This is a genomic window from Cytobacillus firmus DS1, from assembly GCF_000565285.1.
GTDB lineage: Bacteria > Bacillota > Bacilli > Bacillales > Cytobacillaceae > Cytobacillus > Cytobacillus firmus_A.
In genome coordinates this window covers 1-12,416 of the sequence record NZ_APVL01000030.1, presented here as the reverse complement: position 1 = coordinate 12,416, position 12,416 = coordinate 1, and the positions used below count along the sequence as shown (strand labels likewise).

General features: G+C 43.3%; 14 protein-coding genes and 1 rRNA gene. 3 read left to right on the top strand and 12 right to left on the bottom strand.

Going from position 1 to position 12,416, the window contains the following annotated elements; translation table 11 throughout:
• Positions 1–114: 114 nt before the first annotated feature.
• Both PBF_RS22410 and metG read right to left on the bottom strand, forming a co-directional pair.
• A complete protein-coding gene (locus PBF_RS22410) occupies positions 115–882 on the bottom strand; it encodes a TatD family hydrolase (protein ID WP_035332957.1) in 768 nt (255 codons plus the stop codon).
• 213 nt (positions 883–1,095) lie between these two features.
• Positions 1,096–3,063, bottom strand: a complete 1,968-nt coding sequence (gene metG / locus PBF_RS22405) for a methionine--tRNA ligase (protein ID WP_035332956.1) — start codon at positions 3,061–3,063, stop codon at positions 1,096–1,098.
• Between the two features lie 768 nt (positions 3,064–3,831).
• On the opposite strand from metG, the gene PBF_RS22400 reads away from it, so the two are divergent.
• The gene (locus PBF_RS22400; protein WP_035332955.1) at positions 3,832–4,116 is read left to right on the top strand and encodes an AbrB/MazE/SpoVT family DNA-binding domain-containing protein; all 285 of its coding nucleotides are present in this window, start codon (positions 3,832–3,834) and stop codon (positions 4,114–4,116) included.
• Between the two features lie 39 nt (positions 4,117–4,155).
• Here the strand turns inward: PBF_RS22400 and rsmI are convergent, their stop codons facing one another.
• From rsmI to PBF_RS22355, 9 genes are all read right to left on the bottom strand, one after another.
• Positions 4,156–5,040, bottom strand: coding sequence for a 16S rRNA (cytidine(1402)-2'-O)-methyltransferase (gene rsmI / locus PBF_RS22395; RefSeq protein WP_035332954.1), 885 nt, complete (start codon positions 5,038–5,040; stop codon positions 4,156–4,158).
• Between the two features lie 98 nt (positions 5,041–5,138).
• Positions 5,139–5,402, bottom strand: coding sequence for a GIY-YIG nuclease family protein (locus tag PBF_RS22390; protein WP_035332953.1), 264 nt, complete (start codon positions 5,400–5,402; stop codon positions 5,139–5,141).
• Entirely contained in the window at positions 5,392–6,132 is a 741-nt protein-coding gene (locus tag PBF_RS22385) for a tRNA1(Val) (adenine(37)-N6)-methyltransferase (RefSeq protein ID WP_035332952.1), read from the bottom strand. Before PBF_RS22385 ends, PBF_RS22390 begins: the two co-directional genes overlap by 11 nt.
• 75 nt (positions 6,133–6,207) lie before the next feature.
• Positions 6,208–6,582 carry a DNA replication initiation control protein YabA gene (gene yabA / locus PBF_RS22380; RefSeq protein ID WP_035332951.1) on the bottom strand — a complete coding sequence of 125 codons (375 nt, stop codon included), beginning with the start codon at positions 6,580–6,582 and terminating at the stop codon, positions 6,208–6,210.
• 12 nt (positions 6,583–6,594) lie between these two features.
• Positions 6,595–7,422: a PSP1 domain-containing protein gene (locus PBF_RS22375; protein WP_035332950.1), complete on the bottom strand. Its 828-nt coding sequence runs from the start codon at positions 7,420–7,422 to the stop codon at positions 6,595–6,597.
• Complete coding sequence (gene holB, locus PBF_RS22370) at positions 7,415–8,422, bottom strand: DNA polymerase III subunit delta' (protein ID WP_035332949.1); 1,008 nt, start codon at positions 8,420–8,422, stop codon at positions 7,415–7,417. The genes PBF_RS22375 and holB overlap by 8 nt, the downstream gene beginning before the upstream one ends.
• Before the next feature lie 260 nt (positions 8,423–8,682).
• Positions 8,683–9,012, bottom strand: a complete 330-nt coding sequence (locus PBF_RS22365) for a cyclic-di-AMP receptor (protein ID WP_009336682.1) — start codon at positions 9,010–9,012, stop codon at positions 8,683–8,685.
• Between the two features lie 151 nt (positions 9,013–9,163).
• The gene (gene tmk / locus PBF_RS22360) at positions 9,164–9,790 is read right to left on the bottom strand and encodes a dTMP kinase (protein WP_035332948.1); all 627 of its coding nucleotides are present in this window, start codon (positions 9,788–9,790) and stop codon (positions 9,164–9,166) included.
• A gap of 22 nt (positions 9,791–9,812) precedes the next feature.
• Positions 9,813–11,249, bottom strand: a complete 1,437-nt coding sequence (locus PBF_RS22355) for an aminotransferase class I/II-fold pyridoxal phosphate-dependent enzyme (protein ID WP_035332947.1) — start codon at positions 11,247–11,249, stop codon at positions 9,813–9,815.
• Between the two features lie 257 nt (positions 11,250–11,506).
• Here PBF_RS22355 and PBF_RS22350 point away from each other — a divergent pair, with 257 nt between their 5' ends.
• Both PBF_RS22350 and PBF_RS22345 read left to right on the top strand, forming a co-directional pair.
• The gene (locus PBF_RS22350; protein WP_035332946.1) at positions 11,507–11,710 is read left to right on the top strand and encodes a sigma factor G inhibitor Gin; all 204 of its coding nucleotides are present in this window, start codon (positions 11,507–11,509) and stop codon (positions 11,708–11,710) included.
• Positions 11,707–11,940: a hypothetical protein gene (locus tag PBF_RS22345; RefSeq protein WP_035332945.1), complete on the top strand. Its 234-nt coding sequence runs from the start codon at positions 11,707–11,709 to the stop codon at positions 11,938–11,940. Before PBF_RS22350 ends, PBF_RS22345 begins: the two co-directional genes overlap by 4 nt.
• Before the next feature lie 118 nt (positions 11,941–12,058).
• On the opposite strand, the gene rrf is transcribed toward PBF_RS22345, so the two are convergent.
• Positions 12,059–12,175: ribosomal RNA gene (gene rrf / locus PBF_RS22340) — 5S ribosomal RNA — on the bottom strand.
• Between the last annotated feature and the right edge of the window lie 241 nt (positions 12,176–12,416).

Below are 12,416 nucleotides of genomic sequence, written 5' to 3'. Positions count from 1 at the left end.
AGGAAAGAGAGACTTATCGACATGGTTATCCTATGAGAAGACGGAGACATGTAGAACTTTTTAGAATTAGAAAAAATTTGGACAAGCTCCCACAGGCTTCGACAAAATGAGCTATCAGTTTATGCCGAATAATTTTTTTGCATTTTCAGTGGTTGCCTGTGCAACTTCTTCTGTTGATAGTCCTTTTATTTCTGCAATCTGCTCTGCTACCAATTTGACATAGCTGGGTTCATTCCGTTTTCCTCTGTGTGGATGAGGGGTCAGATATGGGCAGTCTGTTTCAATCAATAGCTTTTCAAGCGGAATAATATCGGCTACTTCCTTTGGTTTTTTTGCGTTTTTGAAGGTCACCGGACCGCCAAGGGAAATGTAAAAATTCATATCCACACACTCTTGGGCAATTTCCGGGCTGCCGCTGAAGCAATGCATGATCCCACCTACTTCTCCGGCGCCTTCTTCCTTGAGGATTTTGACTATATCGGCTGTGGCATCACGGTTATGGATGACGATAGGAAGCTTGACTTTTTTCGCCAGACGGATCTGCTTTCGGAAGACTTCCTTTTGAATATCCTTTGGGGACTTGTCCCAATAATAATCCAGGCCCATCTCTCCCAGTGCCACCACTTTCGGATGGCTGGAAAGCTCTTCAATCCATAGCAAATCTTCCTCTGTCATATCGATGGCATCTACCGGGTGCCAGCCCACACTGGCGTAGATGAAATCGTATTTCTCAGTCAGCTCCATCGCTTTTTCAATGGTTGGACGGTCAAACCCGACGACCACAATGTTGGAAATTCCTTCACTCAAGGCCCGATCAATCACCTCTTGTAAATCTTCGTTATATTGTTCGGCATTTAGATGTGCGTGTGTGTCGAAAAACATCAAAAAACTCCTTTTCCTTCATATTATTTTTCCGTTACTATTATGTCAGGAATGTAACAAAATCACTTACTGTCAAAATGGCTCCGATTGCATAAACCTGCCAAAAATTACTTTCCAAGAATAGTTTTTTTCAAAAATAAAAAACATAGAAATGCTCACGGTATACGCTTAACACTTCTATGTTTTTATGTTTAACAGGAAAAATAAATAATATTATTTTACCCTTGCACCTAGTGGAAGAGATTCAGCAATTGTGGCAAGTGAAAGTTCGCCGTCCTTTCCTCCTGCTAAAATCATTCCTTCTGAAAGCTCGCCGCGAAGTTTTACAGGCTTTAGATTGGTGACACAGATGACTTTTCTGCCGATCAGTTCTTCCGGCTTATAGAATTTAGCAATTCCGGAAACGACCTGGCGCTTTTCATAGCCAAGATCCAGCTGTAATTTCAGGAGCTTATCAGCTTTTTTAACCGGTTCTGCCCCAATGACCTGGGCCACTCTTAAATCGACCTTCATAAAGTCATCGATTGAGATTTCCTCGCTATCCGGCTTTTCCTCTGCTTTTGCTTCGGGCTTCGGTTCTTCTTTAGGAGCAGCAGATCCCTGCATTTTTGTTTTAATGAACTCAACTTCTTCAGTAATATCCAGGCGAGGGAAAATCGGTTCTCCCTTTAATACCTTTGTGCCTTCAGGAATCAGGCCGAACGTGTCTAGGCTTTCCCAGGATGTTAATGCTTCTTCATTTACATTAAGCTGTGTGAAGATTTCCTTCGGCGTACGTGTCAGGAATGGCTGCAGAAGCACCGCGATTCTGCGCAGGGATTCCGCCAGATGGGCCATTACACTTGCAAGCTCTTCCCTCTTCTCTTCCTCTTTGGCCAGAGTCCAAGGCTGTGTTTCATCTATATACTTATTCGTTCTGCTGACAAGCTGCCACACGGAAGATAAGGCAACAGAGAACTCCATTTTTTCCATTGCTTCCTCATATTTGGAAACCGTCTCACGGTTCATTTGCAGCAGTTGCTGGTCGAACTCTCCGTCTGAATCTTTATATGCCGGAATGACACCGTCAAAATATTTATTAACCATCGCAATCGTACGGTTTAAAAGGTTGCCTAAATCGTTGGCAAGATCAAAGTTGATTCTTTCCACAAATCCTTCCGGTGTGAATACTCCGTCTGCGCCAAATGGCACTTCGCGAAGCAGGTAATAGCGCAGTGCATCCAGGCCATAACGGTCAATAAGGGTAACAGGGTCCACTACATTTCCTTTGGATTTGGACATTTTGCCGTCCTTCATCAAAAGCCAGCCATGAGCAAACACCTTTTTAGGAAGAGGCACATCCAACGCCATCAGCATGATTGGCCAGTAAATCGTATGGAAGCGCACAATTTCTTTTCCAACCAGGTGTACATCTGCTGGCCAATAGTTCAGATATTTGGAATCATCGTCGGTTCCATAGCCAAGCGCTGTGATGTAATTCGATAGTGCATCGATCCATACATACACCACATGCTTTGGATTATTCGGCACTTTTACTCCCCAGTCAAAAGTTGTCCTGGATACCGCCAAATCCTCAAGGCCTGGTTTAATAAAGTTATTGATCATTTCATTTTTGCGTGATTCAGGCTGTATGAAAGATGGATTTTCTTCATAATACTGCAGAAGCCTGTCAGCGTATTTACTTACCTTAAAGAAATAGGATTCCTCTTTTACTTTATGAACGGGACGTCCGCAGTCAGGGCAGTTGCCGTCCGCAAGCTGGCGCTCTGTGTAATATGACTCGCAAGGCGTACAATACCAGCCTTCATATTCGCCAAGATAGATATCTCCCTGTTCTACAAGCTGGGCGAAGATTTTTTCGACGATCTGCTTATGTCTGTCCTGTGTCGTGCGGATAAAGTCATCATAGGAAATATCAAGCTTTTTCCAGAGATCCTGGATGCCGGCAACAATTTCATCTACGTACTGCTGAGGTGTTACTCCCTTTTCTTCTGCCTTCTCCTGGATCTTCTGTCCATGTTCATCCGTTCCTGTCAGGTACATAACGTCAAAGCCTCGCATGCGCTTGTAGCGCGCCATCGCATCGCCCGCCACTGTTGTATAGGCATGCCCTATATGTAAATTTCCGCTAGGATAATAAATTGGAGTGGTTAAATAAAACGTCTTTAATTTGTCCTCCATAAGATTCCCTCCTTTATTTTTGAAAACATCGGTGCATATTAATATGCATCTATGCTTTTGGCTGACTCAATGGAAAAGCGCACGCGCCTTGGTCACCCCCGACAAGCACAAGGCGAGCCTCACGGAAAGGTGTTCTTTACCTTTTTAGGAGGCTTAGCTTGTGACCTTGAGGGGGTAGGCTGCTTGCGCTAGACTGTTATCGAAGTTCAAAGTTATACTTTCTTATCTCTGTAAAAAAATCTCGCCCAACTAGGACGAGAGGATTAATCAGAAAATCGTGCCGTTATTGGGCCTGCTATATCAATATTTTACAAGAAGTTATATTCGTCAGGATAACCTCTTATACCATCAAAATATACCTAAAAACTTGAAATTGTGCAACCAATAGGCAGAAAGGAATAGCAGGATTTTTCCCTAATAAAATTTTTTTATTATCTATCCCTAAAAAAGGAAACTGCCTTTCGAATATTATTATAGTAATAGCAAAGATTTTTGTAGAATTTTGTCGAAATGTCGAAAATAGTCATATGTTTGATTTTTGGAATTCCCTTTCCAACTTTTCATTTTAAATGGCTTCTATTTCAATAACCGCAGTACTACCAACCCTTCAGTCAACTTCCTAAAATTTTCTATTCTATTCCAAAATAAAGTAATTGACGAATATGGGAATGGCTGGTATTATAAATATAACAAAGATTTTGTCGAATAATGACGAAACGATATAGATAGAGAAAAATATTATTGGAGATTTGAGAGGAGACTTTTATTATGAAATCTACAGGTATTGTTCGTAAAGTTGATGAGCTTGGCCGCGTAGTAATCCCTATTGAATTAAGACGTACACTTGGAATCGCTGAAAAGGATGCTTTGGAAATCTACGTAGATGACGAAAGAATCATCCTTAAAAAGTACAAGCCAAATATGACTTGCCAGGTTACCGGGGAAGTATCTGATGATAATATCTCACTGGCTAACGGCAAACTAATTTTAAGCCGTGACGGTGCAGAACAGCTGTTAAAAGAAATTCAAAACACTTTTGAATTAGCAAAATAAGAATGCAGAAAAGCTTCTCACGCGTGTGAGAAGCTTTTTTTATTCCTCAATATGATAAGCATGGTAAACATCCCGCTTATTTAATCCCCGGTCTTTTGCTGTTTGCTTAATGGCTTCTTTGCTCGCGAGTCCAGTTTCTTCTATATAATGTGTGACATGATCCTCAATTGAAAGATTCTCCCACCAGGCAGCTTCTTCTGCATGCTGCACAGTCTCGGAAGTCCCTTCAATAATAATTACAAATTCTCCTCTCACTTCGCCGCCGCTTGAAGCCCATTCCCTCACTTCTTCTACAGTTCCCCGGATAAATTCTTCATATCTCTTCGTCAATTCACGGCATAACGCAATATTTCTGTTGCCCAAGATCACAGACATCAGTGAGAGGGTTTCCTTCAGGCGGTGGGGAGCTTCATATAAAATGATGGTTGCCGACAGCCTGGAGAGGTCCTCGAGCTCCTGTTTCTTGAGTTTCTTCTGCCTGTTCAGAAACCCATAGAAATAAAAGGGCTGGGTGTTGATGCCGGAAGCAATGAGGCCGGTTAAAGCAGCATTCGCACCGGGAAGGGGCACCACTGTCAGCTTTTCTTCAGCAGCCGCTGTTACAAGGTCATAGCCCGGATCTGAAATCGCAGGCATCCCTGCATCACTGACAAGGGCAATTTTTGCGCCATTGGCCACTTTTTCAATCAGCTTCTGTCCGCTGATTTCCTTATTATGTTCATGATAGCTGATGATGGGTGTGGCAATCTCAAAATGATTGCATAGCTTCTTTGTATTGCGCGTATCCTCCGCTGCAATAAAGTCCACTTCTTTCAGGATTCTAACCGCCCTGAAGCTCATGTCTTCCAGGTTGCCGATCGGAGTCGGGACCAAATACAGAATTCCTTTTGTCTCTTCATGCTCAAAGCTTTTTTGCTGCCACATATGTACCACCCGTCTCTTTCTTGAAAAGCGCAGAGCGCCCGCTTATCGGCTTAAGACCTCGAGCCGATGACGCTCGGAGCTAGACTGTTTTCAAATTATTAAAATGAAATATTGTGTTGTTTTAAAAACTCGTCCTTCTTTTTCCGGGACCATTGCTTAAATTCATATTCCGCTCTCATCGCTTCGCCTTTTTCCGAAAAAGAACGGGAGAAGACCAGCTCAACCGGTCCTCTTCCCCTGGTATACTTGGCCCCTTTTCCTTCATTATGGGCCTTCACCCGTTTTTCAAGATCATTGGTGTAGCCAGCATATAAGCTGCCATCACGGCAATGGAGAACGTAAAAAAAATGGCTATTCTCCATATAAAATCTCTCTCATTTCGGGTGTGTATTCATTCTCTTCATTATATACAAATAAAGGGGGCAGGATTTTCAAGTCCGGATTGCCATTTTTAACTGCCTCAATCAGCAGGGTATTTGCTTCTTTTCCGGCCTTTGGATAGACGAATTGCACCCTTTTCGGCTCCAGCTTATACTTGCGCATGAGCGTGACAATGTCCAGGAACCTGCCGGGCCTGTGCACAAATGCCACCTTGCCTCCCTGTCTCGCAAGCCCGCTTGACGCTTTAACTGCATCCTCGAGTGTACAGAGAATTTCATGGCGGGCAATCGCCAAATGCTCATTCTCATTGATTTCATCCTTTGATGGAGTAGGAAAATAAGGCGGGTTGCAGGTCACAACATCAAATTTCCCATAACCTAATACCTGATGAATCTCTTTAATATCCCCGTGTATCATCTTAATCCGGTCTTGAAGCTTATTGTATTCAATGCTTCTGACCGCCATATCATGCAGACGCTCCTGAATTTCAACGCCTGTAATGGCCCCCTTTGTCCTTGTGCTTAAAAAAAGCGGAATCACGCCATTTCCGCTGCACAAATCAATGAGATTGCCTTTTTGAATCGGCACATACACAAACCGGGCCAGCAGGACAGCATCCAGTGAAAAAGAAAAAACGGCCGGGCTCTGAATAATCCTCATATCTTCAGCCAGCAAATAGTCCAGCCGCTCCCCTTCTTTTAAAAAATCCATTCTTGATCCTCCATACTTCTCTGATTCTTTGCTTTTATGGAAAAATAGCCTTCCTATCAAAGGAAGGCTAAAAGTTTACTTCTTATTCAGGAAAGACAGGCAAAACAGACAGTCTCCCTCTTTACGCGGACTGCCGAAATGAAGATTGCAAATGTGAAAGCCTTCCTGATAGAGGCGGGCCAGGTTATCATAGCCTTCGCCAATATCAATCACCTTATCATCAGCTGCAGCATCGGCCGACTGCTCTGATTTGCCTTTTTTCGCCGATGTGCTTTCCTTTTCCGCAGATATGTCTAAATGACGTCTTAAATGTTCATTTTCCAGCTTCAAAGAGTTATTCTCTTCAAGTATTTCTGCCAAATGCTGCTTTAACTCACCAAGCTGCTGATATAATTCTCCAATTTGGGTTTCCATATTACTCACTGAGTCAAAGATTTCTTTTTTATCCACGACTTCCACCTCTTAATCTGTGGACTGAACTGATACAGCACCTTGTTTTAAAATTTCATCCAGTGTATATTCGAGGACGCGCTCGGCTTCTTTCACATCAACCTGCAGCACACGCTCCAATATATTCAAGCCTACCACTTTTCCGGCTCCATCCGGGGTCTGAATCCATTCCCCAAGGTCCGGAAGCATTTCTTTTGCTGCTTCATACTCATCATTTTCATATTTCAGGCAGCACATTAAGCGGCCGCATAAACCAGATATTTTCGTTGGGTTCAGCGATAGATTCTGGTCCTTTGCCATCTTAATGGATACAGGATCAAAGTCACCCAGGAAGGTGGAACAGCACAGCATTCTTCCGCATGGGCCAATTCCGCCCAGCATTTTTGCTTCATCCCTCACACCAATCTGGCGAAGTTCAATCCTTGTCCGGAAGATGGCTGCGAGATCTTTGACAAGCTCGCGGAAGTCAACCCGGCCATCAGCCGTAAAGTAGAATATGACCTTATTTCGGTCAAATGTATATTCAACATCGACCAGCTTCATATCAAGCTGATGTGTTTGTACCTTTTCACAGCATACCTCGTATGCTTCCTTGGCGGCCTGCTTGTTCTCCTCAACAATCATGCGATCCTTTTGATCTGCAATACGAAGAACCTTTTTTAATGGAAGGACAACATCATGCTCATCGACCTGCTTCGGGGCAATTACCACTTTTCCGTATTCAACGCCTCGGACAGTTTCGACAATGACAAAGTCATCCTTTTGTATTGAGAGATCTCCGGGATCAAAATAATAAATCTTGCCCGCTTTTTTAAAGCGCACTCCTACTACATCATACAAAGGAAGATCCCTCCTGCAATTTTAGCACAAGCTGTTCCATCAACAGCTGCGGATTCATATTTGCCTGCAATTTTCTTTTGGCTTCCAAAACAGCCGTCATCTGTTCCGTCAGGCGCTTAGCAGAAGACTGCAGAGCAAACTGCTCTAAACGATTTCGTTCGTTCAGATGGACAACCTGGTCTTGTTTCCCAAGCTGAATATATAGTAAATCTTTAAAAATAAGAAGTAATAGATCCAAGCCGCGATCAATCTGCTCTTTTTCTTTAAAGTGCAAGAACCAATCCTCCTGAAGGGCAACCATTGCCTCAAGCGGATTCTTCTTTACCACTTCATATAATTTTAACACTATTTTTTGTGCTTGTACAAACCAATCATCAGAACTATATTGTAAAGCTTCATCCAAATTATTGGTAATTTGTGCAAGTAATGGTGCCTGGGCAGGATCGACTCCATTATTTTTTAATTGCTGAATCATTTCAGCAGGAGATAATGGTTTAAAAGAAATGGACTGACAGCGGGATAGAATAGTAGGAAGCATCTGCTGTGACTGCTCGGTAATCAGCACAGCGGTCGTCTCTGAATGAGGTTCCTCCAGAAATTTAAGCAGACTGTTGGCAGCGTTCACTGTCATTTTGTCAGCATGAACAATCACATAAAGTTTCCGCCTGGATTCTACCCCGGTCTTTGAAAACTCTTCCTGCAGGCTTTGAATCTGATTTTTTTTGATAGAAAGCCCGTCCGGCTCCAGAATATGAACATCCGGATGATTTCCGCTGTTTATCCTTTTGCAGTTTGAACATGTTTCACATGGAACATACCCTTCAAGCGGCTCATGGCAGAATCGGCTTTTCGCCAAAAGCATGCTTGCTTCCCGCTTTCCTGTTCCTTTCATCCCTTCAAATAAGTAGGCGTGGGCCAGCCGATCCTTCACTATGCTATTTTTAAACATTTTTAATACAACTGGCTGTATGGCCTCCAGCTGTTCCCACGTTTTTCCCACAAGTATCACTCACTTACATATATAAATTTAAATTTATTAAAAGTCCCTTAACCTTTCCGACTTTCCCTGATATATCATATAGAAGATTCTTTTTTTTATTAATTCATCTGTCAGCTCTGAAAGCTTTTCATCAACCGTTTCCACCACTTACAGAGACCGGCCATGTCTATGCTGGTTCCAGCTGTGAGATTGCTTCAGTTCCATTCCAAAGTCAACCGACCTGAACCTCCGCAAAGGGCTCTAAGCTCCCTCTGTAATGATTAAAAATGATGGAATTGCTCGACTGGCAGAACAAACACTGTCGCACCGCCAACCTCAACTTCAACAGGGTATGGCACATAAGAATCAGCATTTCCGCCCATCGGCGATACCGGAGCAACCAGCTGGTCTCTTGCTCTGCAATTTTCCTTAATAATCTGCAGGGCTCTCTCCACACGGATATCCTCTGTTCCGATCATGAACGTTGTATTGCCTGATTTCAAGAATCCGCCCGTGCTGGCCAATTTTGTTGCACGAAAATTATTGTCAACCAGCGCATTCATTAGCTTATTGCTGTCCTGATCCTGAATGACTGCGAGAATTAATTTCATAAGCCCATCCCCTTTACAAGTTTTCATCCGTTTTGTCTTACTTTTATTATATCAATTATTTTATCTTCAAGCAGAAATTAAGGAAATACAGAAAAAATAATTTAAAGCCTGTAAAAAAACCTTAAAGATATCCCATCTTTAAGGCGAGTTTTTATATTCGTTCTTTCAGCTTGCTCTCCGCCTGCTGATAGACTTCCTCCAATGGCTTTGAAGCATCAATCTTAAAGATGCGCTCCGGGTAAAGCTCCATTAGTTTCAGATAGCCCTCCCGCACTTTATGGTGAAAATCAAGCTGTTCAAGGTCCAGGCGGTTCACTTCCCGTCCTTTATGCTGATTGATTCTATTCAGACCTGCCTCAGGATCAATATCAAAATACAAAGTCAGTTCAGGCATCATGCCTTCAATGGCAAAGCTGTTGATGGAGTAGACCTCCTCAATGCCAAGTCCTCTTGCATAGCCCTGATAGGCAAGAGAGCTATCAATAAACCGGTCACATAAAATGATATATCCCTCATCCAGTGCCGGCTTTACTTTCTCAGCCAGGTGCTGCCTTCTGGCTGCCGCATACAACAGAGCCTCTGTTCTAGGGTCCATTTTTGTATTCTTTTTATCGAGTATGACACTTCGGATTTGCTCAGCGATCTCAATTCCGCCAGGCTCTCTTGTCTGAAGCACCTGATAGCCTTCCTCTGCCAGATTGCTTGCCAGCATATCAATTATCGTTGTCTTTCCGGCACCCTCAGGTCCTTCGATTGTAATAAACTTACCTTTTTTCATTTTACTTCCTCCAGCTGCTGTTTTAGAGATCCTGATAAACGTTAATGCTGCCTTTTTTTATATTGTCCCCATTTTGAAACCGTGCTCCGGCCTGAAGTTGAAATCTGATGTTTGTAATATCTTCGCCCTCAATGATTTCACCCGGGTATAAAAGCGGAATGCCTGGCGGATAAGGAATTACCTGCTGAGCACATATTTTGCCGGCCGCCTCTTCCAGTGCCACCGTAATAATGGTGTGCTGACTCTGTTCCTTTTGCTCAAGGGCAAGGCCGGAAACAGGCTTTTTACTGAAAGTGATTTTTTCCTGGCTGTCTGCCGGTCCGAATGATTTCAATTCCTCTTTCAAACATTCAATCACCCGGTCAAATGGATAATCCATATCGCTCTTCAAAAGAGGCAAAACAAATAGGACATTATAGGGATCCGCCATTTCCGTAAAGATCCCGTGCTTCTCCAGTAGAGTCTGCAGTTCAAAGCCGCTTAGAGAGGTTTCCGACTGGATGGTTACCTTTAAAGGGTCACCGATGTGATGTTGAAATGGCAAAACCTTAATACCCTTAACCCTGTTTAGATTCTTCCTGAAATGCCCGATCTTTTCAAGCAGTACTTCCTCATCCTTTTTCGAAAATGAAGCTAAATAAGCCCTTGCCAAATCGAGAGAAGCCATAATCGGATAGGAAGGGCTGCTTGATTGGAGTATCCCCAGATAGTTGGAAACTTTCTCTTCCTTTATAAAACGGCTGTTAAAATGCAGATAAGCACCCATTGTCATAGCAGGCAGTGTTTTATGTGCCGATTGTACAGTGAGATCTGCCTGAAACTGAACGGCCGAAGCGGGAAAATGGCTCCCGCCTATTAAATGCGCTCCATGAGCCTCATCCACCAGCACCGGAATACCATGATCGTGAGCGTACTGAATAATATTTTTAAGGTCGTATACCATTCCATAATAATTCGGATAGGTTAAGATGATTGCTTTTGCATCCGGATATTGCCTGATCGCCTCTTTAACCGTTTCTAAAGCCACTCCCCCGGCAACGCCCCACTCTTCATTAAACTCCGGCGCTAAAAAGACCGGCTTCGCCTTAGCCAGAGTAATGCCATTAAGGATGGACTTATGGCAGTTCCGCTGGACCAGTACAGTCTCATTTTCCTCTGCGGCTGACAGGACCATGGCAAGATTCCCTGCAGTCGATCCGTTCACAAGGAAAAAGCTTTTTGAAACCCCATACAGGCCGGCAAGCAGCTCTTGTGCCTCCAGGATGACTCCCTCAGGAGAATGCAAATCATCCAGTCCGCTGAGCTCCGTAGCATCGAGCTTTAAAATATGTTTAAAATAATCTGCCCCCTCACCGCCTGCAAGATAACCGTTCTTATGGCCCGGCACATGAAAGGACAACGGCTGGTGTGAAGCATGTTTTTGTAATTGGTTCCATACTGGAGTGTTTTTCTGATTCATAATTTCATCACTTTCCTATGATTCTTCTCCTATTTTAACAAAACAAGTATGTAACTGCTACATAAGGGCGATATCTGCACCAGTCCCTGAAGCATCAGGCAAAATAATAAAAGAAATCCTTTATAGACATACACCCAAATTAGATTTCCATCATACAATATTAATCAAGTAACCTCAGAAAACCCGCCAACGAATATTCGAAAAATTGTATACAATAGTGTTAATCTGGGCAGACTAAGTGTATGGAGGTGGAGTGATTGGGTTCGCTATTAGCAAAGAAACAGGCAGGGGAAGAATGTGTCATATGCGAGCAGGCAAAAACCAGGGGAATACATCTATACACTTCTTTTATCTGCACAGATTGTGAGAATGATTTAATCACCACGGATACAAGTCATCCAAAATATAATTATTACTTAAAGAAACTGCGGAAAATAACTATGCCGGAGATATTTTCTTGAAATGTAAGCCCTTTGATAGGGGCTTTTTATTTTTTGTTCTGCCGGGGCAGCTGGGATGGCGCGGGATTCCAGGCTTGCTGGGAATTTATTTGGGCACGTGCCTGGGCTTGGCGGTATATCTAACAGGTTTTGGAATTTATCTAGCACGTTTTGAAGTTTATCTTACATTTGGCACAATTCTTCTTACGGAGAACGAAAATGACTATGAAGACAGGGAACGGCTCATATAATTTAATTCTGGCGCTTAAATGCGAGAAGTGACACATATGTGCGTTTTCAATAAAAAGAAGAGTCCAGCGAAGATAATTACACACAAAAAAAGAGCACCCATAAGGTGCTCTTTCATTAGCCCGGCAGCGTCCTACTCTCACAGGGGGACAGCCCCCAACTACCATCGGCGCTGAGAAGCTTAACTTCCGTGTTCGGTATGGGAACGGGTGTGACCTTCTCGCTATCGCCACCGGACTATTTGGTTGAAGAAACTTCGTTCCCTCAAAACTAGATAATGTATGAAGAAGTGTTTGCCGAGTATTCACCAATCATTGTCCAGCTCCGGCGGCTAGCCCCTCGAGGTCATAAGCCAATCACTTCCGGAAGGATAACCCCTTCCTGCAGCGCTTGTCTTATGCTTGTCGGGGCTGATCAAGCCGCCTCCGCTTTTCGTTTTTGGTTAAGTCCTCGATCGATTAGTATCAGTCAGCTCCAC

Coding starts and splice junctions, on each gene's coding strand:
- rsmI (WP_035332954.1), bottom strand. CDS start 5,040: ATGTGGCAGCAAAAAAGCTTTGAGCATGAAGAGACAAAAGGAATTCTG.
- PBF_RS22390 (WP_035332953.1), bottom strand. CDS start 5,402: ATGGAGAATAGCCATTTTTTTTACGTTCTCCATTGCCGTGATGGCAGC.
- PBF_RS22385 (WP_035332952.1), bottom strand. CDS start 6,132: ATGGATTTTTTAAAAGAAGGGGAGCGGCTGGACTATTTGCTGGCTGAA.
- metG (WP_035332956.1), bottom strand. CDS start 3,063: ATGGAGGACAAATTAAAGACGTTTTATTTAACCACTCCAATTTATTAT.
- tmk (WP_035332948.1), bottom strand. CDS start 9,790: ATGAAAAAAGGTAAGTTTATTACAATCGAAGGACCTGAGGGTGCCGGA.
- PBF_RS22365 (WP_009336682.1), bottom strand. CDS start 9,012: ATGAAATTAATTCTCGCAGTCATTCAGGATCAGGACAGCAATAAGCTA.
- PBF_RS22355 (WP_035332947.1), bottom strand. CDS start 11,249: ATGAATCAGAAAAACACTCCAGTATGGAACCAATTACAAAAACATGCT.
- PBF_RS22400 (WP_035332955.1), top strand. CDS start 3,832: ATGAAATCTACAGGTATTGTTCGTAAAGTTGATGAGCTTGGCCGCGTA.
- PBF_RS22410 (WP_035332957.1), bottom strand. CDS start 882: ATGTTTTTCGACACACACGCACATCTAAATGCCGAACAATATAACGAA.